This is a genomic window from Cobetia sp. L2A1, assembly GCF_009796845.1.
GTDB lineage: Bacteria > Pseudomonadota > Gammaproteobacteria > Pseudomonadales > Halomonadaceae > Cobetia.
In genome coordinates, this window is sequence record NZ_CP047025.1 from 4,092,362 (window position 1) to 4,118,938 (window position 26,577).

The window sequence follows — 26,577 nt, forward strand, 5'->3', positions numbered from 1 at the left end:
CCGCCTTCGAGCGGTGTCCTGTTGATGCGTGATAATGGCGTGTGCCAGCGCAGTCGTGCCAGGGCGTTGCGTTATGTTCTCCCCGGGGTGTCGTAATGTGCACGGTCGCGACGAGCCGCAGTCGATATGATACACAAGGTGTCAGGCGGGCAGTAATGCGCTGCCGACACGGATGTCCCGATGCAACTGACTGTGCACCCAAGGAGTCGTGAGTGTCACGCCTGACGCGCCCGCACCTGCCCCACCCTAGCCTCGATAATTTTCGACGCAAGCTCGCCGCTGTCGATGCGCTTCCTCAGCTGTGTTTGCTGGGGCTTATCGCGGGACTACTGACCGGCTCATTGATGGTTGGCTTCCGCTTGCTGCTCAGCGCGGGGGCATTGGGCTTCATGCCCAATGACAATCCGGAAAACTTCGAGGGCCTTGATCCATGGGTGCGGGCGCTGTTGCCACTGCTGGCCGTTCTGGTCATTGGCATTGTGCTTGGCCGCCAGCCACCAGCTCAGCGCAAGTTGGGCATCGGGCACGTCATTGAGCGTCTCACCTATCATCAGGGCAAGATGCCATTACGTGGCTGGCTCAATCAGGTGGTCGTGGGTGTCGTGAGTGTTCTCGGCGGGCTATCTGCTGGTCGTGAGGGGCCTGCGATCCATCTTGGTGCGGGCGCGTCAAGCTGGATTGGCGAGCGGCTTAAGCTGCCTAACAACAGTTTGCGCGTCCTGGTTGCCTGTGGCACGGCGGCCGGTATTTCAGCTTCCTTTAATACGCCGATAGCCGGGGTCATCTTTGCCATGGAAGTGGTGATGATGGAGTACACCTTGACCGGCTTCATGCCAGTGATTCTGGCCTCTACCGCTGGCGCTGTAGTCTCCCAGATATTCTATGGCTCAGCGCCGGCCTTCGCGGTGCCCTCGCTGCTGTTGCACTCGCTTCTCGATCTCCCTTGGGTCGTGATTACAGCGCTGGTCATTGGCGTGTTGGCGGGCAGCTTCGTACACCTTGCACGCCAGCAGGCACTTGCCGCCCGCATTCCCTGGTGGATGCGCATGGCGTTGGTCGGTGTCACGACCGCAGGCGTTGCCTGGTGGTATCCACAGGTGCAGGGCATTGGTTACGACAGCCTGGCCCAGCTACTGGATGGCCAGCTGGCGTTGGACGTGCTGCTGGCATTGGTCGTAGGCAAGCTAGTGCTATCGGCATTGTGCGTGGCATGTGGTGTGCCGATCGGCATCATCGGACCGGTCGTGGTGGCAGGAGCTGCAGCGGGTGCCTTGATGGGGATGCTAGGGGGCTGGTTGATGCCAGATCAGGCTTCCGATATTGCACTGTATGCCTTGTTAGGCATGGCAGCCATGATGGGTGCGGTCTTGCAGGCACCGCTGGCAGCATTGATGGCTCTACTGGAGCTGACTCATTCACCGACCATCATTTTGCCTGGTATGTTGGCAGTGGTCGTGGCCGGTCTGACCAGCCGCCAGCTTTTCCACTGTCAGGGGTTTTTCATCTCGACGCTGACTGCGCAGGGACTACATCCTCTGCAACAGCCATTGATGCAGGCGTTATCACGTGTGGCGGTGCCTGCCGTGATGGAGCGTTCGGTGGTGAGTGTGCCGCGGCTCATCAGCCGTGAGCGCGCGCAAGTCGTACTCGACAGCAAGCCGGTATGGCTGGTGGTCACGCGTTCGACACCTGAAAAGCCGATGGTGGCTCTGCCGGCAGCGGATCTGGTGCGTGTATTGATGGATGAGCATTGGAGTGGACACGCGGAGCTCGATCTACTCGAAATACCGGCTCAGCGTCTCGATCTTGCCCCCATTCACTTGCAAGCCACGCTGTCTGAAGCTTATGAGCGGCTATTGCCTACCAATATTGATGCCTTGTATGTGGAGCACACCACTGCACCGATGATCCGCAAGATTTCCGGTATCATCACGCGGGATGCCATCGAGAGTTACTATCGTTATACCCCTTGAATGGGTGCAGTTTTCGATGCCTCAAGGCCTGTGACCTGATACCGCATAGGCGGCAGGTACTGAACATGGCACCTTGTCATGCTCGGCCGTAACGGTTCTTCCTGACCTGTTCCTTTCTGACCTTTCCGCCCCTGACTGACGGAGTTATCCCATGTACGAGTGGATCAAGGCTTTCCATCTGATTGCCGTAGTGACCTGGTTTGCCGCCCTCTTTTATCTGCCGCGCCTGTTTGTCTATCACGTCGAAGCGCGTGATGCCGGTGACCAGCAAGCGATCAGCTATTTCAAGACCATGGAGCGCAAGCTTTACCGTGGCATCATGATGCCGTCGATGGTCGTCACGCTGGCGCTGGGTATCTGGTTGCTGACAATAGTGCCGGCCTACATGAGCATGGGTTGGATGCACCTCAAACTGCTCATGGTGGTCTTGCTGGTCGGTTATCATCACGCATGTGGTCTGTATCTGAAGCGATTGGCGGCTGATAGCTGCAACAAGACCTCGCGTTACTTCCGTATCTTCAATGAAGTGCCGGTGCTCATGCTGGTAGTGATCGTCATCTGCGTCATCGTCAAACCTTTCTGATCGATGACATTGCGCACAGCGGTGATCTCTGGTCAGTCCGATGAGAGGGTTCTAGTACCGCCCATCGTGCTGGTATTGGCTGGACATGACCCTAGCGGTGGAGCCGGATTGATTGCTGATAGCGAGGCGATCCGTGCTGGTGGCGGTTGGGCGCTGACGGTGCCTACCGCGCTTACGGTGCAGAATTCCTGCAATGTGCAGGCAGTGCTGCCTCAGCCTGGCGAGTCGATATTGAGCATGGCGCGGAGTCTTGCAGACGACTTCACGCTACAGGCCATCAAGATTGGCCTGCTCGCCAGCCATGAAGCACTGACTGCGACGGTGACGCTGCTTGAGGAGTTTCGGTCACGCTGGCCGATGCTGCCAGTGATATGGGATCCAGTACTCAAGGCCGGTGGCGGTTGCGAGTTATCCAGTGAGGCGTTGGTGGAACAGGCGCGTGAGTTGCTGCTGCCTCGCGTGGATGTCATCACGCCCAATCGTGCTGAATTGGCACGATTGGGCGGTCTGGCTGCAGGTATCGATACTGATGCACAGGTTGAGCGCTTACTGGCCCTTGGCGTCGGTGCGGTACTGGTGACAGGCACAGATCCACTGGAAGGCGAGTTACTGCTTGAAGAAGGGCTGGCGGAAAATAAGCCATCCGCAGATATCCTGCATTGTCTATACCGCTCTGGTGTTGCTCCGCTCTCCCTTGCCTGCCCGCGACTGCCGGGCAGTTACCATGGCAGTGGTTGCACACTGGCGTCTCATCTCGCAGTACGGCTGGCGCAAGGCATGTCACTTGAGTCGGCTTGGCACGGGGCCCAGCAAGCTACCTGGCACAGTCTTCAGGCCGGTTACGACCATCAGCTGCGCGGTAGCCTGGAAGACGCCCAGTACCTACCCTGGCGCTGATGCTGATGTGGTCGTTGCTGAAGCATTGCGCGTCTGATCGGCTGCAACTCGCCCTTGAGTCGCGTTAAGCTAATGTCATCATGGAAAATGGCTTATCCACAAGGGGATTGCCGCGCAGCGATAACGCTATTCTTTGCCGATACCCGTTGTGGGTAAAGTGGGAGTTGCGGTTATCCACAGTCGGTATTTCCACGTCGTTATTTTGATCTTGTGCGACGCCACATCTTCCTTTTTCTTTGTGTGGCGGCCGATGTGCCGCTCGCCGTTTATCAAGAGGTATGTCATGACCACGTCCGCTGCCCAGTTCGAACGCGCTAGCCGTCATATTCCTGGTGGCGTGAACTCACCCGTTCGCGCTTTCAAGGGACTGCATCGTCCGCCGGTGTTCATTGATCATGCCAAGGGCGCCTATTTATTTGACGTCGAGAACACGCGCTACATCGATTATGTCGGCTCCTGGGGACCGATGATTACTGGTCATGCCGATGAAGATGTATTGGAAGCCGTGCGTCAGCGCCTCGAAAGTGGCCTGTCCTTTGGTGCGCCGACCGAGATCGAGTCAGAGATGGCCGAACTGATCTGCGAGATGCTGCCCAGTATCGACATGGTACGCATGACCAACTCGGGCACCGAGGCCACCATGTCAGCGATTCGTCTGGCGCGTGGTTTCACGGGGCGAGACAAGATCGTCAAGTTCGAAGGTAATTACCACGGCCACTCCGACTCGCTGCTGGTCAAGGCTGGCTCTGGTGCGTTGACACACGGTGAGCCCAGCTCGCCCGGGGTACCAGCGTCACTGGCTGAGCACACGCTGACTCTCGACTACAACGATGCGGAGGGCGTGCGACGCTGCTTCGCTGAGCTGGGTGACGAGATTGCCTGCATCATCGTCGAGCCTGTCGCCGGTAACATGAATTGCATTCCGCCGCTGCCCGGCTTCCTCGAGAGTCTGCGCGAGGTCTGCGATGCTCACGGCAGCGTGCTGATTCTTGATGAAGTGATGACGGGATTCCGTGTCGCACTGGGCGGTGCCCAGGCGCATTACGGCATCACGCCGGATCTGACTTGCCTGGGCAAGATCGTGGGGGGGGGCATGCCGGTCGGCGCTTTCGGCGGCAAGCGCGAGATCATGCATCATCTATCACCGCTGGGGCCGGTCTATCAGGCCGGCACGCTGGCAGGAAACCCGCTGGCGATGGCCGCAGGCGTGGCGTTGCTACGCAAGCTGCGTGTGCCGGGCTTTCATATTGAACTGACTCGCAAGGTTGAGATGCTGTGTGAGGGGCTTGAGCAACGTGCCAGCGCCGCCGGCATCCGTCTTGTCACCCAGCGGGCTGGCGGCATGTTCGGTGTTTTCTTCACGGATGAAGTGGCGGTGAGTAATTTCCAGTCAGCGACTCGCTGTCGTCAGGAAGATTTCGTGACCTTCTTCAACGGTATGCTCGATGAAGGTGTCTATCTAGCACCCTCTGCTTATGAGGCTGGCTTCATGTCGGCGGCTCACAGTGATGCTGATATCCAAGCCACGCTGGACGCGGCTGAGCGGGTTTTTGCAAAGATGACTGCCAGTGCCTGATAGCAGTATCTGAGCTAGCGCGCGAGCCAGCCCTTGAGTAAGTGCTGGCTCCGTCCTGTCTGATAGGCTGTCGAGCGGGCCACCATCCGGTACACTTGGCGCCAACGATAGCGATTGCGCTAATGACCTTATAGCCAGCTTGCCTTAGCGGAGACGACCTTGAGCCAGGCCCTGATTCGAGCCCTTCACACTGCCGGATGTTTCGATCACCCCGTGAAGGATATCGAGGTGCACGAGACCCATATTTCGTGGATCGTGTTAACCGGCGATTACGCCTACAAGATCAAGAAACCAGTCGATTTTGGTAGTTTCCTGGATTTCTCCACGCTGAAGCGCCGCAAGTACCTCTGCGAGCAGGAGGTGCGTCTTAACCGCCGCCTGGCGCCCTCTCTCTATCTGGACACGGTGGCCATTTCCGGTACGCCGGAAGCGCCGCGAGTCGACGATGAGAGTGCCGTATTCGAATATGCGGTCAAAATGCGCCAGTTCTCCAATCGCCACCTGTTCAGTGCCTTGCAGGCCAGTGGCGAGTTGTCGCTGGAGCTATTGGATGATCTCGTCGATCAGCTTGTGGCTTTCCATGAGCAGGCCGAGCGTATCCAGGGTGACAGCGATCTGGGTAGCCCGCAGATGGTCTGCCGTACCATCGATAATGAATTCGAGTTGATTCGTCCGCGCCTTGAGAATGATGACGAGGCGATTAGCCGGCTTGGACTGCTTCAGCAATGGACGGCAGAAACCTTTCAGCGCCTCACTCCGGAATTCGAGCGTCGCTGGCAGGAAGGCTTCGTGCGTGAAACCCATGGTGACATTCATCTGGGTAATGCGGTGCGTCACGAAGGGCGTGCACTGTTGTTTGATGGAATCGAGTTCAACGAAGAGCTTCGTTGGAATGATGTAGGTTGCGATCTGGCCTTTTTGGTGATGGATCTCGAGGCGCGCGATGAACCTGCTTTTGCTCATCACGCACTCAATCGCTATCTCGAGCTGTCCGGTGACTACTCACTGGTGCGTTTGCTGCCGTACTACAAGATTTATCGTGCGCTCATTCGTGCCAAGGTGGCGATGATTCGCTATCACCAACCGGAGTTAAGCGACGCCGATCGTACTGACGTAAAGGCGGAGTACGAGCGTTACATCGGGCTGGCGGAGCGCTATAGCGAGATATGCTTCCCCTACATGATCATCGGGGTAGGTGTGTCAGGCAGTGGCAAGAGTCGCTTTACCGAAGAGATGGTCCGTGAGCTGGGTGGTGTACGGATACGCAGCGATGTGGAGCGCAAGCGTCTCTATGGCTTTACTGCCGATGATGACACTCGCTCCGGGCTCAATGGCGGTATTTATACGCCAGAGGCAACGCATGCTACCTACGAGCGTTTGTCCAACCTGTCAGCCACGTTGCTGGAATCCGGGATTCCGGTCTGCATTGATGCGACCTGTTTGAAGAAAGCGCAGCGCGATCGCTTGCGTCATGAGGCAGAGGCTCGTGGCCTACCGGTACTGATGATCAGTTTTGAGGCTGATGACGCCACGCTACGTCAGCGCATCATCAAGCGTAGTCAGCGCAGCGGAGAGGCTTCTGAGGCTGGGCTGGAGGTGCTCGACAAGCAGCTGGCCAATCGAGAGCCTTTTGCAGCAGAGGAGCATGGTCAACTGGTTCACATCGACACGACGGCTCCGAATGCCAATGTCACCCTGGCCCGTTTGATCCGTGAGCAGCTTCGTCTGCACTGAAAAATATTCTGACATGAGGCATGGCAACAGAACGGCCATGTCTCTCTTTCATGCATTGCATGTCGTATTCGTTAGCAAGGCTTGAAAGTCTTCTAGAGAAACATGCTTCTGATGGGGATTCCCATGCGCAAGAGTTTTGTAGTACGTACCGCTGCCACTGCCCTTGGTGTCGTGATCATGGCGGGGTGTTCCAGCCAACCGACCACCGCTGACCTGATGCGTAGTCAGGCCGATGAAGCCAAGTCCGTTGCCAAGGCTCGCGATACGCTGGCAGATAACTGGGAAAGCGGCAAGGCGCTGGTGGCCAGTGGCGAGAAGGAAGTCGTCAAGGGTGAGTCTCTCGTCGATGATGGCGAAGACAACATTCGCAAGGGACAGGCGCTGATCGACAAGGGCAACAAGCAGGTCAAGAAAGGCAAGGCCCGTGTCAGCAACGGGAACCAGCAGGTTGCCAAGGGACGTCAGATGGTGGACAAGAGTCTCGTCAGTTATCGTCAGTCCTTCCCGGAGCAGTCCCTGATACCCGAAAAGAAGTAATTCTCTTTGGACGGGATGAAAGCCCCGTGAGAACGAAAAGACCGCCAATGTGACTGTTGGCGGTCTTTTCGTTCATGGAAAATGAATAAAAAACCCCGCGAGGCGGGGTTTTTTATTCGAGATCAGAGGGTGATCAGTACTGCATCACGGTGGCAATATTGCCGCCACCAGTCTGGGTCACGCTGGATGTGTTGTTTGCACCAGCTTGCACTACGTGTGCACGGTTGGCAGCAAAGCTCATGAAGCCTCCAGCCTGCTGGAGAACCTCGGAGTACTGACCGCTGCCGGACTGTTGGACGCGCGCGTGGTCGTTGTAGCCAGTCTGGGTAATCAGAGAGTCACTATTGGTGCCGGACTGTTCGACGATCGCCAGATTGAAGTAGCCGCTCTGGTTGTTGATGGCCAGATTCTCGCTGCCCGTCTGGCTGATATCGGAGTACTGCAGCATGTCAGCTTGTGTGACCTTGGCGGTGTTAGCCGTTCCGCTCTGCTTCACCATGGAATCATGGGAGCTACCGTCCTGATTGACCAGGGCACGCTGAGCATCACCACTCTGGGTAACAGTGGAATCGCTGCGTGATCCGGACTGCATGACGATGGCTTGGCCCATGGAGCCTGTCTGAGTCACCGTAGAATTATGGAAACGACCGTCCTGAGAGACACTGGCACGATTGTTCAGCCCATCCTGGGTAATGTCGGAATCATGCATGAGGCCAGCTTGCGCCACGCGAGCGATGCTATCGCTACCACTCTGGACGGCGGTGGAGGTGTTGAAGCCCCCTTCCTGAGTTACTGCAAGGCGATTGTCGCGTCCGCTGGACTGCGGGCCACTGTCGCCCTGCCAGGAGTCTGAGCGGTTACGATAACCAGCCTGGTCAATATTGGCAGCGTTCTTGAAGCTCTTCTGATTGAGATTGGCGGTGTTCAGAGCGCCGACCTGTTCAACAATACCTGTCTGTGTGCTGCCGTACTGTGTAGCTTGTGTGATATTGCCACCGCCTAGCTGATTGATACGGATCTTGCTGGTGACACCGCTTTGATAGACAGTGGCTTTGTTGAAAACCCCTGCCTGGTCAACATCGCTGCGATGCTCGCTATCGCTATTGCCTCCAGTACGCGGCATCTGTGTAATTTCGGCATTGTTCATGAAGCCGGCCTGATCGAGATCAGAGGTATTGCCGTCTGCCATGGCATGAGAAGAGAAAGCGATAGCGACTGCGAGAAGGCTCATCTGGATTTTCATGTGTGTTCCCTTGTATTGATCATTATGTCATTTATTTTTTATTATGAACCGCAGGTACTACATCCCCATCACATGGTGCTATTCATCAACCCGTCGATGATCATCCACACCATGCTTTACAACAAAATCGTTTTTTATTTTCATGATGTTGTTGTTTTTTAGTATTTATCTTGCAGTGAATTCAATGTTTTATTTTCTATTCCAACGAGACGATAAGTAAGTATTCATCTCGCGAAGCATGTTGTTCATGTCATTATTGCTATTGCTGAATAACCTGTACTTGCATACGGCCACGCGACTGTTGAGTAATGCTGACAGGCACTTGACTACTTCCTTTCTGAATCAGTGCTGCACTGCCGCCAATTCCCGTTTGTTGAATGGCCGCCGTTTGTGAAAATCCCTGCTGAAGGATCAACGCATCGTGATACTGGCCTTGCTGGAGAATATTCGCTTCGTTCTGTGCGCCACTCTGCAGCGTTTGGGCTGTATTACTATTGCCGCGTTGTGACGTTTGCGCGCGGTTTATCGATCCATGCTGAGTAATCATCGAGGAATTGTTGGCACCTTGTTGATAGACTTCGGCAGAGTTGTAGTATCCCTGTTGGTCGATTGAGGACACTGAGCGGCCATGTTCAAGTTCAGAACTAATCGCTAGATCATCCGCCATTACCAGCAGGCTGATGGAAAGGGCGGAAATGAATAGGCCTACCTGCAAGATTCTCTGGTACTGATAGTGTCCTTGAACCATGGTGAAGATCCATCCTGATTGTCCATCTTGCATGCATACTGGATAGCACTAACTATTGATCTTCGAGAGTCTGTGCGCCATCAGCTCTTTTCAGGGTTACAAGAGTGAGGAGAAACTAACTTTAGGTCATGACAAAAAGTGGAAAGTTAATAATGAATAGTGGGGTGCGAATCAATAAAGTTAGCGGGTGGTTTAGTTAATGAGGGATGTGATATCTAATACCAGGAAGGAATGTTTAACTAATTAATAATATTTGTATGTATGTATGTTCCATAATGCAAAAGGCACCTTCTGAGAGGTGCCTTTTGCATAACGTTCTGTCTCTTATAACTTTCTTGTTCGGATAATCATTACAACATGGGCGTTGGAGCCTGTAGGTAATCCATCAGTTCTGAATCTTGCATCTCGGTAGGCTCTGCCAGGGCCCAGAGCTGACGATCTACACCCTGAGCGATGAGATGGATGACAGCAGACTCAATGGCAGACATGACAGCCAGCTGTACGGGTTCGTTGTTGGTATAGCCGGATTCAACTTCCAGTAGGCGCTTGAAGTCGATAAAGCGATAGACGCCAGCACGAAGCTCACGAGAGAAGATCGTCTTGCTTGTATTGACGTTGGCGATCACCTGGCCAGTAGTGATATCAACAGCACGCAGATTGATCGTCACCTGATCAACCTGATATTGCCCTGAGGCACCAATGCCGAAATATTCAGCCCCAGAGCCGCCCGTTCTCACATTGGAATCAAAAGCGATGATACCTCCCTCGAAGAGTAGGTTCGCGGCCTGCAATGCTTCTAGGTCATTACTGCGGCCAGTACGCTCCAGATTGGCTCGGATGATCTTGCGCTCTGTCAGCAGATTCTGAAGGCCGACGCGTTCCAGCGGGATGAACCACCCAGAGTCCGCCAGTGCAGCACTCAGCATGGCAGCACCACCTTGAGTCACCGCGGTAGAGAAGGTACTTGCTGGTGCGGGACGATATTGGCCTGTTTGATCACGGAAATCGTAGATGGCGACAGGAATGCGCCCCGCCGGTTTCGGCAGACTGATCAGATCATTATAGGTGGAGGTTCTTGGCATCAAGGTGCTGGGCACACCCGCCAAGCCATCTGTGTTGGCTACCATTGGGGCGCAGCCAGAGAGCGCCAGACCCGCAATAGCCAGCAGGGAAGAAAGCAGCTTCATTCGCGATACCCTTCATCAGAGGTCGATATCAGAAAGTGTTACCTGATGTACCAAGGTTGATGACGGTGGTTTCTCCGGTTGCGCGGTCAAGGACCTGCATGGAGAACCCACCATTGCCGTTACTGACGACCTCTATGCGTAATTGAGCACTGTCTATTACGCTTGAGCGTCCAGGTTCAGCAGTATCGACGGCATCGGTAATGGCATCGGAGACCAGGCTATTGCGAAGGTCATTGATGAAGAGCTGTGTATCGGAAAGGCTATCGAAGGCGAAAGCATCAGGGTCGTCATGAGTATCCTGAACCTGAGCCTTGTTGAGGAGGTAACTGCCATTTAGCGGATTACCGCCAAAGCTTGGATTGATGGGTTGGTATATGAGTTCGCCGGCATGTAACGGCATCGCCGAGAGTAGCAACGACATGGCGAGTGTCTGGTGCTTCATGATGTTCCCCTGTTCCCTTGCTTATTGTTAGGGTCTCCGTTACCGGAGCCCATTTATTATTGATTCGGTCTGCAGTACATCAGAATTCGTCACCGGCCATGTCTGGATCGTTGCGCAGTGCGTCAAGTACCTTGCGCCGCAGAAATTGGTCGGAAACAGTTGCTACCGCTGAACTGGCATAAAGATCGACATCGTTCAGTCTGGGAGGCAGCGTCGCTTCATACAGTACGGTATTGCCTTCCGTTATCCAGATTAGACTTCCCCAGCGCGCCGAAGGTCGCTCATGGATGCTTAGCGAGGTGTTTCGCAGCACTGGGCTATCGAGACGTTGCTGACTGAATTGACGGAAGAAGGTTTTGCCTATCATGGTCATGGTGCGATCGATCATGACCCCGCTCAGGCCATCGCTGAGCATGGGGCGCGTGCGGGTAACTTCTACACCGTCCGCGCCTTGAGCATCAGACCCCTGATTTTCGCTGGCGACAGATACCTTTGGTCGTACCACCTCCGGCGCTGTTTGCGCGGAGGCGGTCGACAGATAGCAGAGCGTCAATCCCCAGGCGAGAGCATGGCGGCTGACCATGCCGGTCACGACATCTGGGCTCGACGAGCAACACGCGGTGTACGTGAGACAGGCATGGCCAGATTCTGGCGTGCCCAGTTCATTGCCTGGATACGGTTATGAACCTTGATCTTGCGGAAGATATTGTAGAGATGCGATTTGACCGTGTGTTCACTCACGAATAGCTGGTCGGCGATCTCGGTATTGGATGCACCAGTACCCAGCAGGCCGATGATTTCTACCTCACGCTGTGTCAGGCCACAGACCGGACGATAGGCATTGAGCTGCTGGCGGCGATAAAAATCCAGCAGGCGGGTCATCAGCGGACGAGACATCCACATATCGCCTTCCAGCAATTTAGCGATGCCCTTGCTGATCAGCGATAGGCTGTCCTGGCGGTAGAACACGCCTTGAAGGTGAGTACTGACCAGTAGGCTGGCCGCTTCTTCTTCGTCGCTGATATTGATGGCGGCCAGCTCAGCGCTGGCATCCTGGCTGGCATCTGCGTCCCAGCGCTGCATCGTGCCCTCATCGACATGATCGGTGTCTAGCAGGACAATCGTTCTATCTGCCTGCCCGGGTGTGTAGTCTTCGTCGGGGCTTGCGGAAGCCACCTGACACTCAAGCTGCTGGCGAATATAATCCATAAACAGCGCCGACTGCGGATTGCAGTCAGTCACCAGCAGCACCATTGCATTCCCTGTAATCATGGTGCGAAACCTCTGAGTTGTCGTATCAATTTTCTTGGTGGAGCCTTATCTACACCGTGATCAGATTGAGCCTGTAAGCCAGTACTCATTCACGTCGGGCATTACGCGCTGAGCACCTATATAGGATTACCCGAGCGAGAAGATAAGGCAACCTCTAATCAGTACTTGCTAAATTAACCAGTTTATCCATTCCCGCCTATTTTTACCTGATTTGGAAAAAGAACAGGAAAAACAGTACGTAAATTTTGATACATAAAGGCAAGGCTTAGTAGTCATTCTCTAGAGTGTAATAAAAACCAGACCATTGCGATTTTTGTACCACGAAATAGAGTAAGCAAAAGGTACCATGAATCTAGTACCAAAGCGTGGCTATTCGGCACCAATTTGTAAGCGTAGTTATTTTTTTGTATCTAGGGGAAGTGCCTGTGTTAAAAAAGCGACGCACATTGGAAAAAGCGCCTGCCAAACCTTGCTAAGTGAAGTACTTACTACGCCCAGGGCGCATGAAGCGAAGCTGTTGGTACAAGCAGGCTCCTAGACGGTGCGTACGATAGACGTCAACCGTACGGATTCTGAGCCTCATGTTTCGGGATGAGATGACTGCCGGGGATGTAAAGATTCAGATGCTGGTGAGCCCACTCGATGGCCTGATGGCGGTTGTGGACTCTGATCTTACGGAAGATATTATATAGGTGTGACTTGACAGTGTGCTGACTCAGTATCAATCGCTGGGCAATATCGATATTGCTTTGTTGCGAGGCAATCAGTGTCAGTATCTCTAGCTCACGCTGTGTAAGTCCCATGACAGGCTGGAAGGCAATTTTCTGTTGTTGACGGTAATGTCGGATCAATGTCTGCATCATGTATCGTGTTAGCCACACCTCCCCTTCTATTATTTTTTCTATTCCTTTGCTGATGTTGGATAAATTATCATGTCGATAAAATATCCCAATGAAGGGAATGTTCAATAATAAAGATACTGCGTCATCTATATGCTCAACATTGAATGCAGCGATCTTGTCGACACCCCCCCAGCGCGTCATTTGAGAGAGATTGCACTGAGCACTATCGATCAAAGCCAGGCAAGGGATGGAAGGGAGTGTTGCCTCCCGATCGCAGGCTTCCACTTCGCACTGTAGTTGCTCGCGGAGGTAATCGACGAAAAGTTCGGTTTGTGGTGAGGGAACCGTCACGAACAGGATTCTCGTTGAGGACATGGGGCTCTCCCGCCGTTCGATTGTGGGGCTGCCTCATCATCAATAAGCTGATAAGCAGAGTGATCAAGAAGTTGGCCAGTGACCCTCTACAGTCTAGTTAAGCATCTCCCATGGATTGCAGATCTCCATAGTGTTAGATGGCATAAAGCCAAAATCTTTTAGATGAAGAATAAAGTCTTTATTAATCAGTTTGTTATGTGGAAGTCTGAGGAAAAAAACGAATCATTCGTCGCCAGACACAGGAAAATCCTGTTCAGGCATGAGCGATGACTGGGATTAATCGGGAGTATTGATCGGTATGAGGCCAAGGTGGGAAGTATGAGTTTCATAGGCTGCAGGCATCAGCCATCTCAGCTCCCCCAGCAATAGCCCCTCGCGTGTACGCATCGGACTCCCGCGGTAGAATGTGACATTACCTCCTATATCGTCGCGCGCTGATGTCATTGGTAGCGCTACCTTTCCCAAGACAACCTCGGAGATATTCATGTCCGCATCCTCTCTCGTGCTGGCCAGCGGCAATGCTGGAAAGTTGCGCGAATTTTCTCATCTGCTCGCCCCATTGGGCATAGATCTGATACCTCAGGGGCAGCTGGGAGTGAGTGACGCTGACGAGACAGGGCTGACCTTCGTTGAGAATGCCTTGATCAAGGCGCGCCACGCAGCGCTTGTTACGGGGCTGCCGGCGCTGGCAGACGATTCTGGTATCGAAGTGGATGCACTTGGCGGGGAGCCCGGTATTTATTCCGCGCGCTTTGCATCACGTCAGCAGCAGGGCCAGGGTGATGTGGATAACAATACCGCTTTGCTAGCTGCGCTTGAGAATGTGCCGGAGATAGAGCGCACAGCACGTTATTGGTGTGTGTTGGTGTATTTGCGCCACGCAGCAGATTCGGTACCGATTATCGTGCAGGCCAGTTGGGAAGGGCGTGTACTGAATACGCCTGATGGCGAGGGCGGCTTTGGCTATGACCCGCTATTCTGGCTACCAGAGCAGGGCATGAGCGCAGCGTCACTTGATGCTGCAACCAAGAATCGTCTCAGTCATCGCGGCCGTGCCATGCAGCAGTTACTCGATGCGCTCTCTGAACGGCGTGAGTACGCGTGATGTCTGCCCAGATGCTGCCTCCGTTATCGCTCTACATTCACGTGCCTTGGTGTGTGCGTAAATGTCCTTATTGTGACTTCAACTCTCATGGCGTAGGACGTGATGCAGGCTTGCCGGAAGAGGAGTATGTCACTGCTTTACTGACGGACCTCGATCAAGATCTGCGGTTACTTGAAGGTCAGCCTCAGCGCGAATTGCACAGCGTCTTCATCGGTGGTGGTACACCCAGTTTGTTGAGTGGGATGGCCTATCAACGGCTGTTTGATGGCATCCGCGAGCGCATGACGCTATCGGCTGACTGTGAAATCACGCTGGAGGCCAATCCTGGCACGCTTGAGCAGGGGCGCTTCGCGGCGTATCGCGCTGCGGGTATCAATCGATTATCACTGGGAGTGCAAACCTTCCAGCCCGAGCAGCTCAGCATACTGGGACGTATCCACTCGGCCGAAGAAGCAGAGCGTGCAGTGGCCAGTGCGCGCGCGGCAGGATTCGATAACTTCAATATCGATCTGATGCATGGATTGCCGGGCCAGACACTGGAAACGGCACTGGACGATATTCGGCGGGCCTTGGCACTGGGTCCGAGTCATCTCTCCTGGTATCAACTGACGCTAGAGCCCAATACCGAGTTCTATTCACGTCCTCCGGTGCTGCCGGAAGACGATCTGTTGTGGGATATTCAGGACCACGGCCATGCTGAGTTAGAGGCAGCGGGATTCAGACGTTATGAAATTTCAGCCTATGCGCTTGAGGGGCGTAGGTCTCGTCACAACCTCAATTACTGGCAATTTGGCGACTATCTTGGCATCGGTGCAGGCGCACACGGCAAGCTGACGTTGCTAGAAGCAACGGCAGATGAGGACTCGGTTGCTTTACCACGCTTGCAGCGTCGTTGGAAAAGCCGTCAGCCGGATGCTTACTTGCGTAGGATGCAGGACCCTCGCGGGTTCCTTGCCGGCCAGCAAGATATTGAGCGTGGTGATTTGGCACTAGAGTTCATGATGAATGCCCTGCGACTTACTGATGGTGTCAGTGTGGCGACTCTGCTGCGAACTACTGGACTGGGTCCTGAGGTGCTGGAACCGACGTTGGGGCAAGCCCGTGAACGGGGGCTTATTCGTGGAGATGCCTCGCGATTATGTGCTACCCCTCAAGGACTGTTATTCCTGAATGACCTGTTGGCCATGTTCGATACTTGAACGATCAGGCATCATTGTCAGTCTGACGATTGTTTGCACGATTGCCTTTTATGAGAGTGAAGATAGGGAGCGTTACCATGAAGAAGTCCGTACTTCTGGCATTACCGTTGGCAGCTGTCGTCGCGATGGCGGGTTGTAGCACGACGAATCCGTACACCAATGAGAAGCAGACCTCCAGTGCTGCCAAGGGTGCCGGTATCGGTGCTGTCGTAGGCGCGATTGCAGGTGCCACCAAGAGTGGCAACCACCGTTTGGACAAGGCATTGATCGGTGCTGCCGCCGGTGCCGCCGCCGGTGGCGGTATCGGGTATTACATGGATGTGCAGGAAGCCAAGCTACGTGATCAACTGCAGGGTACTGGTGTCAGCGTGACGCGTGTTGGTGACCAGATCATCCTTAATCTGCCGTCCAACGTCACCTTCGGGTCTGATTCCAGCACCCTGTCTGGCCAGATTCAGCCGGTCATGGATGGTGTGATCACGGTACTCAAGGAATACGATGAGACCCGCGTCAATATCGCGGGCTATACCGATTCCACCGGCGCCTCCAACTACAACCAGAATCTTTCTGAGCTGCGCGCTCAATCAGTGGGTAACTATCTGGCCAGTGGTGGTATCGCCTTCAATCGCCTGAACATGCGCGGTTATGGCGAAGCCAGCCCAGTGGCGTCCAACGATACGACGTCAGGTCGTGCTCAGAATCGCCGTGTCGAAATCACGTTGACGCCGCTGGAGAGCTAATCGTTTCCCGTGCTGTGCCATGCCATCAGGTACAGCGCTATGGAAGTGAGCATCGAAGTCAACGCATGTGAAAGAGAGGCTCGCGCTCCGGCGCGGGCCTTATTGCGTATGAAGCATGGCTTTTCCGGCGATGGTGCATCATCTCTGCTATCCTTCAGCCCCCTCGGCGGCCTTCCCTTAACGCCGCCCCCAGATTTCCGTCTGCCGGCCTGCAAGACGTCGCAGACATTGCCGTATCAAGGAGGCGCTCTTGCTCGCCTATCAGCACGCCTATCATGCAGGCAACTTTGCCGACCTGCACAAGCATCTACTGGCCAATACGCTAGCAGAACAGCTATTACGTAAAGAATCTCCCGTTACGTTCATTGATACTCACGCAGGTCGTGGCTGGTATCCCTTGGCGGCACCCGAGACAGAACAGCTGCGCGAGTATGAGCAGGGTGTTCTGCCGTTGTGGCAGGCGCGCAGCCAGTGGCTGAGCGAGAGCGGTGAGATGCAGCAGCGAGCGACGGATAAGCCGGTCACTCGCTGGCTGGCCCGCCTGGCCGACATGCAGCCCGATGCCGGGAAGCATACTGCCAGCGACCTGAGTGTCTATCCGGGCTCGCCGTGGTGGTTGAGCCAGTCGCTGCGTCGTGGTGACAGACTGTTGGCGTATGAGCTGCATCCAGGCGAGATCTATCACTTTGATCAAGCGCCGGTGCAGCGTGACAGTCTCGGCAAGGTCATGCGTCGTCAGCAGGACGGCCTTTCTGGTCTGCTGGCAGCGGTACCGGTCACGACCCCGCGTGTGGCCGTGTTGATCGACCCCAGCTATGAGCTCAAGAACGAATATCGTGATGTGGCGGAGGTAGTAGTAGAGACGCTACGCAAGTCACGCCACGCCACCATCATGATCTGGTATCCCATGCTGCCGGCAGGGCGTCAGCATGACCTTCTCGAGCGGCTCAAGAAGCAGTCGCCGGCACCGATGTGGCGTAGTGAGTTGCTTATCGATACGCCGGAAGGTGAGCACGGCATGTACGGCTCCGGCATGCTGGTGATCAATCCGCCGTGGCAGTTTGACCGCCTATTCACCACTGCCATGCAGGAAGTGGTTGAAGTGCTCAAGGCTGCATTGCCGGCACCGCAATCAGTGGCTGTCGAGCACAAAGGCCTCTGGTGGCTGACGGAAGAGGTGGCGCGCGCACGTAATGAGCCCAAGGCCATGCCGCGTGAGCGTCTGCTGTCGCTGCGCAAGCTCAATCAGAAGGTCAAGCGCGATACCGAAGTCGAGGTGACCCAGCCCAAGCCCAAGCGCGAGAAGCTCAAGCGTGGTGAGGGCTGGGCCAAGCCTCGCGTGCGCAGCGATAGTGCGACGCCGAAATCCAAGGGCAAGCGCCACTCGGCCACCGCCAAGCCGAAGACCAGCATCAAGGCGCAGGTCAAGGATCAGGTGCATGGTCACTCTGCACCGAGCGAGAAGCGTGTCATCGATAAGCCTTCGGAGCGCTCGTCCTCGCGGGCAGAGCCTGCTCGTCCGCGTGGCAAGGGGGAGGCGGGTGGCAAGGATAAGTCAGGCTGGAGCGATTGGTCTTCCAGCATGCCGGGCAATGATCGCAAGGAGAGCACGACGCGCGTCAATATGCGCAGCACGCCTGCTATCGGTCGCGATGGCCAGGTGAATCCGAGCAGCACGACGAAACTACCGAAAAAATACGCACCCAAGAAGCGTCCTGAAGGGACTGCCGAAGTCGGTAAGCCACTGGATGCACGCGAAGCACGCGCTCTGCGCGAGAAAGCCGAGCATAATGCTGGCCGCGGCAAGCCGCGTGGTCCACGCAAGCCTTGATGGCTTGAAGAGGTGCCAGTCACATGGCCCCTCTTTGTGATGCATCATCTTGTCATGCCAAAACACCCCCACAGGTCACGCCTGTGGGGGTGTTTTGCGTTCATGTGAACGTGTGTCGAGGTCAGTGGGGGATATCCTCTTGCCACAGACGTCGATAAAGGCCTGGCGTCGCCATCAGTTCGTCATGCGTCCCTTGCTGAGTGATGCGTCCTTGTTCCAGGACCAGCAAGCGGTCAGCATCGCGCACAGTGGCCAGCCTATGGGCCACGACAATCAAGGTCACCTCGCCCCGTAACTCATGTAGCGCTTGCTGCAGAAGTGCTTCGGTATGGCTATCGATACTGGCGGTAGCCTCATCCAGCAGCAGGACTCGTGGGGTCGTTATCAGTGCGCGCCCGAGTGCGAGTAGCTGGCGCTCACCCGTGGATAGACTCAAACCACGCTCTCCCAGCAGGGTGTCGAGCCCCTGTGGGAGGCCAGCGATCAGCGGTGCCAGGTGTGCTTTCTTCAGTACACCATTCAGGTGGGCCTCATCGACTTCACGGCCTAGTAGCAGGTTGTCACGCAAGCTACGAGCGCGGATGAATGGCTCTTGAGGCACGACGGCAATGGCATGGGCTCGCTGGTTCGAGGACCAATCACCAAGCGGGCGTCCGTCCAGCATCAGCTGTTCACCCGGTACCGGGCGCTGTCCACTTAATAGATCGAGGAGGGTGGATTTTCCGCTGCCAGTAGGGCCGACCACACCGATAAACTCACCGCTATCAATCGTCAGTGTAAGGCCATCCAATGTCACGTTATCAGCCCCTGCATGCCTGAATTCAAGCTGGTCAATGCGATAGTGACCACTTGCTATCGAGCTGCTGCCTTCTACTTCTCCTGATGCTGCCTGCGAGGTTTCACGAGGCTGGTCGAGTACTTCTTCAAGACGTCCCGCTGCCACGAGTGCTGACTGGAAGACTTGCAGGCGCTGGGTGATCTCAATCAAGGGCGCACTGATGCGGCCCAGCCAGGCAATGAAGGCATAGAGCACACCGAGTTCGGCGCCACCCCCCAACTCTCGCAGACCAAATACAGCGACGAGTGTGAGGGTGATCAGCATGGCCATTAGATCGATGGCCGAGCGCAGCAGTAGGCCCGAAACGCGTACCGTGCGCATGCGCGCCCGGTATTGGGCAATATTGAGCAGGTGGTAGCGCTGATTGAAGCGCTCTGTCTGGTTGCTGGCCTGCAGCACGCTCATGCCGCCAATGGCTTCGGCGATACGCGCGTTCTGCAGCGCACGAAGTCTACGCACTTCGCGGGCGGCGCGTCCGGAGAAATGCTGATAGAGCCAGGTCACCCCGATGGCTAACGGGATGAGCATCATGGCGATCATCGCGAGTGTGCCATCCATCAGTGCCATTGCTGACAGAATCCCGATCAACAGCACTACGTTGCCGACCAGTGTCCCTAGCACGCCGACATACAGCTCCTTGAGCGACTCGGTATCGTTGGTGACGCGTGCGACCAGCTCGCCAGCAGCAATGTTATCGAGCTTCGCTAGCGGAAGATGGAGCAGGTGAGTGAATACTTGCTCACGTAATTCGCGAACACTGGCAAGAGCTAGTCGGGAAAAGCGTAGTTGTTGAATATAGCGTCCAGCTGCCGCGCCTAGCTGAGTGATGGCATAGATCCCCAGTAGGCCCATGAGCGCCTCTGGCGCGAGATTGCCGGGAATCAGGTAGTCGTCGAGATAGCGCTGGGTCAGCCATGGGCCGAGCACATCCAGTACGGTGGCCGCGATAAGTATCAGCATGGCGCGCGCGACCGCACTTCGGCGCGCCGCCAGTGGCCGCCACAGCAGCGCCAGCCGACGGCGACTGAGTAGGCGAGCGGAAACTGGGCCGGGCAGGCGGGAGGCGTCAGAAGTGCTCATGAGTGCTCTCCTGCAGGGCGATCAGTCTCGCGACTCGCTTGTTGGACTTGCCACAGGCGCCAGTAAGCTCCTTGAGCGGCCAAGAGAGTGGCGTGGTTGCCTTGCTCCAGAATGCACCCGTCTTGCAGTACTAGAATGCTCTGACAGGCCTGTACTGCCGACAGGCGGTGACTATTGATGATCAGGCTGCGCCGCCGGCCAGTGATATCTGGCTGTTGCAACTGGGCGAGTGTAGTGAGCAAGGCGCGTTCCGTCACCTGATCCACCGCCGACAAGGTGTCATCGAGCAGCAGGATAGGCGCATCCGTGAGCAGGCTTCGGGCAAGCGCCAAACGTTGCCGCTGTCCACCGGAGAGGGTGATGCCGCGTTCTCCGATCAGCGTGTCGAGCCCATCAGGCATACGACGCAGGTCATCATCGAAGGCGGCGGCTGTCAGAGCGCTACGAATCTCGGCATGACTCGCCCCGGGGCGGGCGAGGGCGACGTTATCAGCGACCGACAGCGCGAACAGGAAGGGGTCCTGTGGTACCAGCGAGAATTGCGGGCGCCATGCCGATAGTGTGTACTCACTCGCTTCGTGCCCACCTAGCGCGAGCTGCCCTTGCGATGCGGTCATCGGCCAGCTACGTGACAGCAGGCGTAACAGGGTCGACTTTCCACTACCGGTAGCACCGACGATGCCGAGACTCTCACCGGCGGAAACCTGCAACGATAGAGGCCCGAGTGCACGCTGCTGGCTACCTGGATATCTGAATTCATTGACTTCAAGGCGAAGTGAGTGATCGCATACTTCATCACGGAGGCCGTTGTCCTGAAGTGCTTCCGGCGCCGCGTGGAATACCGATAGTCGTCGAGCGGCTGCAGCACCGCGCTGCAGGATGTTGAGGCACCAGCCAAGAGCGAACATCGGCCATATCAGCTGAGCGAGATAGAGGCTGAAACTGGTGAGCTGGCCGAGTGTGATGGCGTCTTCGAGATAGCGCCAGCTGCCTACGCTGAGTGTCAGGAGTGTGGCGACTGACAGCGAAATAAAGACGACAGGATCAAAGGCAGCTTCGAGTTTCTGGACACGATAGTCGACAGCTTCAGCGGCGCCTGCGCGCCGTGAGAAAGCGGTTGTCTCATCATCAAGCAGCGCGTGACTTCTAAGCATGCGGATGCCGGCGAAGGCTTCCTGCGTCTGATCATTCAAGTCAGAGAAGCGCTCAAGCGACTCTCGAAAGCGTTCACCAACACGCGTAGAGATACGTGCAAAAGCCCAGGCCATGAACGGGAAAGGCAATAACGCGAGTAATGTCAGGGGAACATCGATACCGATCAGCATGATGCCAAGCACCAGCACGAAGGTCATGGCCCCATCGACACTGGAGAGAACACCTTCGGCGGCGGCCATCTCCACGGCATCGATATCCTGGCTGGCATGCGCCATCAGATCGCCGGTGCGATGATGTTGGTAGAAGCCCGGGTCGAGTCGCGTCAGCTTGGCGTGAAAGGCATCACGTTGCTCGGTGCCCAGCTGGTAGGCGGTGCCGAACAGTGTGACGCGCCACGCATAGCGCAGCGCGTAGAGCCCCACTCCCGCTCCGATGAGCCACAGTAGCCGTGTCATCAGCGCTTCGCGATTCAGCGTGCCGGCACGCAAGGCATCGATGGTGACACCAATGGCCCACGGCAAGAGTAGATTCAGCCCCGCCACGCCAATCAGAAACACGATGGCCAGCAGGTAGCGCGGCCAATGGCGTTTGAAGAAGGCGATTAGCAGGCTGCGTAGCGGAGTGGTGGAAGGTGTGCCCGAGGAGCTGTCCGGGAGGGTATGCGGTGTACCGAGGTTATCGCTTTTCTGTGTGGCATCTTGCACCGTTGCCGGTGTCTCGCGTCCTGCCATATCGCCCCCTGTCCTGCCTTCGCCCCTGCCCCCGCCTGTCGGGAGTGATCGGCAGGGGCAGTATAGCGAGGTGGCGATGTGTGGGGGCAACAAGACATGCACTACTGTCCGCGTTATTTGCCGATGCAGAAGCTGCCAAAGATCTCGCCGAGCAGGTCATCAGCAGAGAACTCCCCTGTAATCTCGGACAGCGCCATCTGGGCAGCGCGCAGGTCTTCGGCCAACAACTCGCCCGCACTGGCACCGAGCAGTTGAGCCTCACCATTGTCGAGTGACTCGCCGGCGCGCTCCAGCGCATCCAGATGACGACGGCGGGCACTGAAGCGGCCCTCGGCAGTACCAGTGAAGCCCATGATGTCCTTCAGATGATCGCGTAGTGCCCCAAGGCCCTGATTGTCGCGTGCAGAGATACGCACCACGCTGGCTTTATGGCGTGCCTGTTCAATATTGCCCGTATCAGTATTCGCATCTGTCAGCCCTGGCGTTTCACCACTGGTATCGATCTTGTTGCGAACCAGTGTCAAGCGGGTGGGGTCTGGCAGACGCGCCACAAACTCTGGCCAGATCTCCATGGGATCCGTCGCCTCGGTCGTTGCCGCATCTACTAGCAGCAACACGCGATCCGCCTTTTCAATCTCGTTCCATGCACGCTGCACTCCTATGCGTTCAACGGCATCGGGTGTGTCGCGCAGGCCGGCAGTATCAATGATGTGCAGCGGCATTCCGTCGAGATGAATGTGCTCGCGCAGCACGTCACGGGTGGTGCCCTCGATGTCGGTGACGATGGCGGTGTCCTGCTCGGTCAGTGCGTTGAGCAGACTCGACTTGCCAGCATTGGGACGTCCGGCGATCACCACCGTCATGCCCTCGCGCATCAAGGCGCCCTGATTGGCAGCAGCCCGCACGCCGGCCAGCTCTGCCTTGACCTCCGTCAAGCGGGCAGCGACATGACCATCAGCGAGAAAATCGATCTCTTCCTCGGGGAAGTCGATAGCCGCTTCGACATAGATGCGCAGCTCAATCAGGCGCTGCACCAAGGCGCTAACGCGAGTTGAAAACTCGCCCTTCAATGAGCGCAATGCGTTCTCGGCAGCAGCCCGTGAGCTGGCATCAATCAGGTCAGCGATTGCCTCGGCCTGTGCCAGATCGACCTTGTCGTTGAGGAAGGCACGCTCGGAGAACTCACCCGGGCGTGCCAGGCGTGCGCCAAGCTGAACGCAGCGCTCCAGCAGCAGGTCCATGATGACTGGTCCACCGTGGCCCTGTAGCTCCAGTATATCCTCGCCAGTGAAGGAATTCGGCCCCTTGAAGAAGAGTGCGATCCCCTCATCGAGCGCGATGGGACTGCCTGTGGTATCCAGGCCCATGAAGGGGCCGTAGTGCGCGTAGCGAGGCGCTGGACACTGGCCAAGCATGGCGCTGGCAATGGCCTGGCAGGCGGGGCCAGAGACACGGATGATGCCAACGCCGCCACGACCCGGTGGAGTGGCCAGCGCAGCGATGGAGTCGGGCTGATAGACGGAAGACATGCGAAGACCTCGGGCAGGGAGCCAGAAAGTGAAGAAGAGATGGCACGTATTGTCGCGGTTGGTGCCCCGTGACAGCAAGTGAGGGTAATTGGTCGAGGCGAGGCCGGCTTGCGGTGTGCTGTCTTGAAACGACACGACCCCCGCCAGAGGCGAGGGTCGTGTCAGTCATGCATCGATCATGTCGAGGCGGAGTAAAGCACGTTAGATGCTTTTCTTGACCGGCTCGGCTTTTTCGATCTGGCGCGTGATGAAGTACTGCTGGGTGATCGACAGCGTGTTGTTGACGATCCAGTACAGGACCAGGCCCGCCGGGAACCACAGGAAGAAGAAGGTGAAGACGATAGGCAGCATCTTCATGATCTTCGCCTGGGTGGGGTCCGGAGGTGTCGGGTTCAGCTGCTGCTGAATGAACATCGTAGCGCCCATGATGATCGGCAGGATAAATAGCGGATCTTTCATCGAGAGATCTTGAATCCAGAGCATGAACGGCGCATGGCGCAGCTCAACGGATTCCATCAGCATCCAGTACAGGGCAATGAAGACCGGCATCTGAATGACGATAGGCAGACAGCCGCCCAGCGGATTGATCTTCTCCGTCTGGTAGAACTTCATCATCTCTTGAGAGACTTTCTGGCGGTCGCCGCCATGCTTTTCCTTGATGCGCTGCATCTCGGGGCCCATCTTGCGCATCTTGGCCATCGAGCGGTAAGCCGTCGCAGACAGCGGGAACAGCACAACCTTGACCAGCACGGTCAACAGGATGATGGAGGCACCCCAGTTACCGACCAGTGCGTGGATATGCTCCAGCAGCCAGAACAGCGGGTTGGCGAGGAACCACAACCAACCGAAGTCGACGACCAGTTCCAGGTAAGGCGCGGTGGCCTCAAGCTGGTCTTGATCCTTCGGGCCAACGTACAGCGTGGCGCCTAACTCAGCTTGCTGGCCGGCAGCGACCTGCGTGCTCGGGCTGGCAAATGCCGCCACGTTGCGCTGCTGTTTGTCGATGCTGGTGTAGTACAGGTTCTTCTGATTCTCATTCGGGACCCAGGCAGACACGAAGTAATGCTGGATCAAGGACACCCAGCCCCCCTGAATGTCGGCATTCTTGAAGCTGCCCTCCTGGATGTCGTCGAAGTCGACCTTCTGGTAGTGATTCTCTTCAGAAGAGAAGGCCGCGCCCAGATAGGACTTCATGCCCATGCCGCCGCCGGTAGACGGGTCTGCGCTGTTATCGCGTGCCAGCTGACCAATGAAGCGAGCGCTGATCGGCTGCTGAGACTGGTTGTCCAACAGATAGTCTACCTTGAGCTGGTAGCTGTCCTTGCTGACGGTGAAGCGCTTGATGATCGCAACGCCATTGACGTCAGCCTTCAGATTGATCTGCAGACTCTTCTCGCTTTCGCCAAGCGTATAGCTGTTGCTGTCGGCGGAGAAGGCGATACGTCCCTTGTGTCCATCCAGCTGTAGGCCAGACTTGGCCACATAGCTGCGTGACTGGTTATCAGACAGCAGGACGAAGGGAGACTCGGAGGCGTTGTTCTGCTTGTGCTCGAGCAGTGCAGCGTAGACCACGTCGCCACCCTGCGGATCGATGCGCAGATCAAGCACATCGGTCTTGATCTCAATCAGATTACTGCTCGGAGTGCTGGCAGCGGTGTCCGGTGTGGAGAGGCCTGCAGCATTGTCGGCAGTAGCGCTGCTACTCGGAGCTTCTAGGCCCTGAGCAGTCGCTTTGGCAGCCTGAGTGGCGACCTGGGGAGCCTGTGTTTCCGCAGCCGGCTGATCGTAATCCTTGTTCCACTGGATCACCATTAGATAGGCGACAACCGCAAGCGGAATCACGAGGAGTAATCGTTTGACGTCCATTGTGTATGCCCGTTGGAGGGTGAATCAATCTGGCGGGAGTCAGATGAGACCGGTCACGAACGGATGGGCGTATAACGAAAAAAACGCCACATGCCGGACGCACCGGGAAGGTGTCGCGTCAGGCAGGTGGCGTTGACTTAGCCGCTTTCAGGCGTCTGGCATCCTTCTCCAGACGAGACCACATGCCGTCAAGCTGGCGATGCAGAGTCTCGTTATCCAGCTCATTCACACCTCGTTTGGCCAAAACGACAATGTCGATGGCCGGAAGGCGTTGCTGGCGGAGGCGAATGGATTCTCGCGTCAGACGTTTGAGGCGGTTGCGATCTACGGCACGGCGCACGTTCTTCTTGCTGAACACCAACCCCAGGCGGGCATGTCCCAAGTCATTCGGACAGGCCAGGGCCAAAAGCCCCTTGCCGTGTACCTTGAGGATGGTGTGATCGAAGACGTGCCGGTAATCCCCGGCAGTCAGCAAGCGAAGCTGCCGGGGAAATCCCTGACGGGACATCCGGGCCTCGATCAGGCGCTCAGACGCTTACGGCCTTTCGCACGACGGCGCTGGATGACCGCACGGCCACCTTTGGTCGCCATACGAGCACGGAAACCGTGTGTGCGCTTGCGCTTAAGGACGCTCGGCTGAAATGTGCGTTTCATAGCTGCTTCTTCCCACGTGGTTGTTTGGAAAAGGTCAACGAATGTTGCCCTGTATCCACATGAGGACAGGGCAGATTGGTCAGGGGCAGGGATTCTAGTGAATCTACAAGTGGCTTGCAATGTCGAGTCGAAAGTTGTCCACAGCCGGTTGATGGTATTTCAGTCTGTTTGTGCGCCGCGCCGCCCGCCAGATGGCGATTCCTGTCTTGTGATGGTGGATTCGAAGTCGAATGTAGATGGGTAAAAAAACTTGGTTTGCCTTGCCAACATTATCAGGAGGTCCTGGATACCACCTCGAGCAGCTTGTCATCGAGAGGTAAAAAGTCCCAGGTCAAAAAGCATTGAGTCCGCAGGGCATGGCGAGACGACGGGGAGATGTTTTGCATGGTGTGTCAATCATTGTCAGGTGATGCAGGTATCTCGTGAGATACGGGTCCTGT

The 26,577-nt window shown here is 56.3% G+C and carries 23 protein-coding genes; 10 read left to right on the forward strand and 13 right to left on the reverse strand.

What is annotated here, in order from left to right; translation table 11 throughout:
- Positions 1-221 precede the first annotated feature (221 nt).
- The 6 genes from GQR90_RS17400 (at position 222) to GQR90_RS17425 (ending at position 7,300) form a co-directional block, all read left to right on the forward strand.
- Positions 222-1,973, forward strand: coding sequence for a chloride channel protein (locus tag GQR90_RS17400; protein WP_158775647.1), 1,752 nt, complete (start codon positions 222-224; stop codon positions 1,971-1,973).
- Between the two features lie 151 nt (positions 1,974-2,124).
- The gene (gene hemJ, locus GQR90_RS17405) at positions 2,125-2,556 is read left to right on the forward strand and encodes a protoporphyrinogen oxidase HemJ (protein WP_158775171.1); all 432 of its coding nucleotides are present in this window, start codon (positions 2,125-2,127) and stop codon (positions 2,554-2,556) included.
- 3 nt (positions 2,557-2,559) lie between these two features.
- Positions 2,560-3,453 carry a bifunctional hydroxymethylpyrimidine kinase/phosphomethylpyrimidine kinase gene (gene thiD / locus GQR90_RS17410; protein WP_158775172.1) on the forward strand — a complete coding sequence of 298 codons (894 nt, stop codon included), beginning with the start codon at positions 2,560-2,562 and terminating at the stop codon, positions 3,451-3,453.
- 283 nt (positions 3,454-3,736) lie between these two features.
- Positions 3,737-5,029: a glutamate-1-semialdehyde 2,1-aminomutase gene (gene hemL / locus GQR90_RS17415; RefSeq protein WP_158775173.1), complete on the forward strand. Its 1,293-nt coding sequence runs from the start codon at positions 3,737-3,739 to the stop codon at positions 5,027-5,029.
- 159 nt (positions 5,030-5,188) lie between these two features.
- Entirely contained in the window at positions 5,189-6,763 is a 1,575-nt protein-coding gene (locus GQR90_RS17420) for a bifunctional aminoglycoside phosphotransferase/ATP-binding protein (RefSeq protein ID WP_158775174.1), read from the forward strand.
- 123 nt (positions 6,764-6,886) lie between these two features.
- The gene (locus tag GQR90_RS17425; protein WP_158775175.1) at positions 6,887-7,300 is read left to right on the forward strand and encodes a hypothetical protein; all 414 of its coding nucleotides are present in this window, start codon (positions 6,887-6,889) and stop codon (positions 7,298-7,300) included.
- Positions 7,301-7,433: 133 nt separating this feature from the next.
- Here the strand turns inward: GQR90_RS17425 and GQR90_RS17430 are convergent, their stop codons facing one another.
- The 7 genes from GQR90_RS17430 to GQR90_RS17460 form a co-directional block, all read right to left on the reverse strand.
- On the reverse strand, positions 7,434-8,543 hold the full coding sequence (locus tag GQR90_RS17430; RefSeq protein ID WP_158775176.1) for a hypothetical protein: 1,110 nt from the start codon (positions 8,541-8,543) through the stop codon (positions 7,434-7,436).
- A gap of 259 nt (positions 8,544-8,802) precedes the next feature.
- Positions 8,803-9,291: a hypothetical protein gene (locus GQR90_RS17435; protein WP_158775177.1), complete on the reverse strand. Its 489-nt coding sequence runs from the start codon at positions 9,289-9,291 to the stop codon at positions 8,803-8,805.
- 350 nt (positions 9,292-9,641) lie between these two features.
- Positions 9,642-10,478, reverse strand: a complete 837-nt coding sequence (locus tag GQR90_RS17440; RefSeq protein WP_158775178.1) for a CsgG/HfaB family protein — start codon at positions 10,476-10,478, stop codon at positions 9,642-9,644.
- 28 nt (positions 10,479-10,506) lie between these two features.
- Positions 10,507-10,920, reverse strand: coding sequence for a curli assembly protein CsgF (locus GQR90_RS17445; protein WP_158775179.1), 414 nt, complete (start codon positions 10,918-10,920; stop codon positions 10,507-10,509).
- A 79-nt stretch (positions 10,921-10,999) separates the two neighbouring features.
- On the reverse strand, positions 11,000-11,503 hold the full coding sequence (locus GQR90_RS17450) for a CsgE family curli-type amyloid fiber assembly protein (protein WP_158775648.1): 504 nt from the start codon (positions 11,501-11,503) through the stop codon (positions 11,000-11,002).
- Between the two features lie 5 nt (positions 11,504-11,508).
- Positions 11,509-12,192: a LuxR C-terminal-related transcriptional regulator gene (locus tag GQR90_RS17455; RefSeq protein WP_158775180.1), complete on the reverse strand. Its 684-nt coding sequence runs from the start codon at positions 12,190-12,192 to the stop codon at positions 11,509-11,511.
- 557 nt (positions 12,193-12,749) lie between these two features.
- Positions 12,750-13,409 carry a LuxR C-terminal-related transcriptional regulator gene (locus GQR90_RS17460; RefSeq protein WP_158775181.1) on the reverse strand — a complete coding sequence of 220 codons (660 nt, stop codon included), beginning with the start codon at positions 13,407-13,409 and terminating at the stop codon, positions 12,750-12,752.
- A gap of 484 nt (positions 13,410-13,893) precedes the next feature.
- Between GQR90_RS17460 and rdgB the strand changes: the two genes are divergently transcribed.
- From rdgB to GQR90_RS17480, 4 genes are all read left to right on the forward strand, one after another.
- Positions 13,894-14,514, forward strand: coding sequence for an RdgB/HAM1 family non-canonical purine NTP pyrophosphatase (gene rdgB, locus GQR90_RS17465; protein ID WP_158775182.1), 621 nt, complete (start codon positions 13,894-13,896; stop codon positions 14,512-14,514).
- Positions 14,514-15,713 carry a radical SAM family heme chaperone HemW gene (gene hemW, locus GQR90_RS17470; RefSeq protein WP_158775183.1) on the forward strand — a complete coding sequence of 400 codons (1,200 nt, stop codon included), beginning with the start codon at positions 14,514-14,516 and terminating at the stop codon, positions 15,711-15,713. Before rdgB ends, hemW begins: the two co-directional genes overlap by 1 nt.
- Before the next feature lie 77 nt (positions 15,714-15,790).
- Positions 15,791-16,453, forward strand: a complete 663-nt coding sequence (locus tag GQR90_RS17475) for an OmpA family protein (protein ID WP_158775184.1) — start codon at positions 15,791-15,793, stop codon at positions 16,451-16,453.
- A gap of 250 nt (positions 16,454-16,703) precedes the next feature.
- Positions 16,704-18,284: a 23S rRNA (adenine(2030)-N(6))-methyltransferase RlmJ gene (locus GQR90_RS17480; protein ID WP_158775185.1), complete on the forward strand. Its 1,581-nt coding sequence runs from the start codon at positions 16,704-16,706 to the stop codon at positions 18,282-18,284.
- A 121-nt stretch (positions 18,285-18,405) separates the two neighbouring features.
- Here the strand turns inward: GQR90_RS17480 and GQR90_RS17485 are convergent, their stop codons facing one another.
- The 6 genes from GQR90_RS17485 to rpmH form a co-directional block, all read right to left on the reverse strand.
- Complete coding sequence (locus GQR90_RS17485) at positions 18,406-20,202, reverse strand: ABC transporter ATP-binding protein (RefSeq protein ID WP_158775186.1); 1,797 nt, start codon at positions 20,200-20,202, stop codon at positions 18,406-18,408.
- Entirely contained in the window at positions 20,199-22,088 is a 1,890-nt protein-coding gene (locus GQR90_RS17490) for an ABC transporter ATP-binding protein (protein ID WP_158775187.1), read from the reverse strand. Before GQR90_RS17490 ends, GQR90_RS17485 begins: the two co-directional genes overlap by 4 nt.
- A gap of 113 nt (positions 22,089-22,201) precedes the next feature.
- Positions 22,202-23,617 (reverse strand): tRNA uridine-5-carboxymethylaminomethyl(34) synthesis GTPase MnmE, encoded by a 1,416-nt coding sequence (mnmE, locus tag GQR90_RS17495; RefSeq protein ID WP_158775188.1) that lies wholly within the window; start codon positions 23,615-23,617, stop codon positions 22,202-22,204.
- Between the two features lie 201 nt (positions 23,618-23,818).
- Positions 23,819-25,483, reverse strand: a complete 1,665-nt coding sequence (yidC, locus tag GQR90_RS17500) for a membrane protein insertase YidC (protein ID WP_158775189.1) — start codon at positions 25,481-25,483, stop codon at positions 23,819-23,821.
- Positions 25,484-25,601: 118 nt separating this feature from the next.
- Positions 25,602-25,991, reverse strand: a complete 390-nt coding sequence (rnpA, locus tag GQR90_RS17505) for a ribonuclease P protein component (protein WP_024951035.1) — start codon at positions 25,989-25,991, stop codon at positions 25,602-25,604.
- Positions 25,992-26,002: 11 nt separating this feature from the next.
- Positions 26,003-26,137, reverse strand: coding sequence for a 50S ribosomal protein L34 (gene rpmH / locus GQR90_RS17510; RefSeq protein ID WP_024951036.1), 135 nt, complete (start codon positions 26,135-26,137; stop codon positions 26,003-26,005).
- Positions 26,138-26,577 lie beyond the last annotated feature (440 nt).

Coding starts and splice junctions, on each gene's coding strand:
- hemJ (WP_158775171.1), top strand. CDS start 2,125: ATGTACGAGTGGATCAAGGCTTTCCATCTGATTGCCGTAGTGACCTGG.
- thiD (WP_158775172.1), top strand. CDS start 2,560: ATGACATTGCGCACAGCGGTGATCTCTGGTCAGTCCGATGAGAGGGTT.
- hemL (WP_158775173.1), top strand. CDS start 3,737: ATGACCACGTCCGCTGCCCAGTTCGAACGCGCTAGCCGTCATATTCCT.
- GQR90_RS17425 (WP_158775175.1), top strand. CDS start 6,887: ATGCGCAAGAGTTTTGTAGTACGTACCGCTGCCACTGCCCTTGGTGTC.
- GQR90_RS17430 (WP_158775176.1), bottom strand. CDS start 8,543: ATGAAAATCCAGATGAGCCTTCTCGCAGTCGCTATCGCTTTCTCTTCT.
- GQR90_RS17435 (WP_158775177.1), bottom strand. CDS start 9,291: ATGGTTCAAGGACACTATCAGTACCAGAGAATCTTGCAGGTAGGCCTA.
- GQR90_RS17440 (WP_158775178.1), bottom strand. CDS start 10,478: ATGAAGCTGCTTTCTTCCCTGCTGGCTATTGCGGGTCTGGCGCTCTCT.
- GQR90_RS17445 (WP_158775179.1), bottom strand. CDS start 10,920: ATGAAGCACCAGACACTCGCCATGTCGTTGCTACTCTCGGCGATGCCG.
- GQR90_RS17450 (WP_158775648.1), bottom strand. CDS start 11,503: ATGGTCAGCCGCCATGCTCTCGCCTGGGGATTGACGCTCTGCTATCTG.
- GQR90_RS17455 (WP_158775180.1), bottom strand. CDS start 12,192: ATGATTACAGGGAATGCAATGGTGCTGCTGGTGACTGACTGCAATCCG.
- GQR90_RS17460 (WP_158775181.1), bottom strand. CDS start 13,409: ATGTCCTCAACGAGAATCCTGTTCGTGACGGTTCCCTCACCACAAACC.
- rdgB (WP_158775182.1), top strand. CDS start 13,894: ATGTCCGCATCCTCTCTCGTGCTGGCCAGCGGCAATGCTGGAAAGTTG.
- hemW (WP_158775183.1), top strand. CDS start 14,514: ATGTCTGCCCAGATGCTGCCTCCGTTATCGCTCTACATTCACGTGCCT.
- GQR90_RS17475 (WP_158775184.1), top strand. CDS start 15,791: ATGAAGAAGTCCGTACTTCTGGCATTACCGTTGGCAGCTGTCGTCGCG.
- GQR90_RS17485 (WP_158775186.1), bottom strand. CDS start 20,202: ATGAGCACTTCTGACGCCTCCCGCCTGCCCGGCCCAGTTTCCGCTCGC.
- GQR90_RS17490 (WP_158775187.1), bottom strand. CDS start 22,088: ATGGCAGGACGCGAGACACCGGCAACGGTGCAAGATGCCACACAGAAA.
- mnmE (WP_158775188.1), bottom strand. CDS start 23,617: ATGTCTTCCGTCTATCAGCCCGACTCCATCGCTGCGCTGGCCACTCCA.
- yidC (WP_158775189.1), bottom strand. CDS start 25,483: ATGGACGTCAAACGATTACTCCTCGTGATTCCGCTTGCGGTTGTCGCC.
- rnpA (WP_024951035.1), bottom strand. CDS start 25,991: ATGTCCCGTCAGGGATTTCCCCGGCAGCTTCGCTTGCTGACTGCCGGG.
- rpmH (WP_024951036.1), bottom strand. CDS start 26,137: ATGAAACGCACATTTCAGCCGAGCGTCCTTAAGCGCAAGCGCACACAC.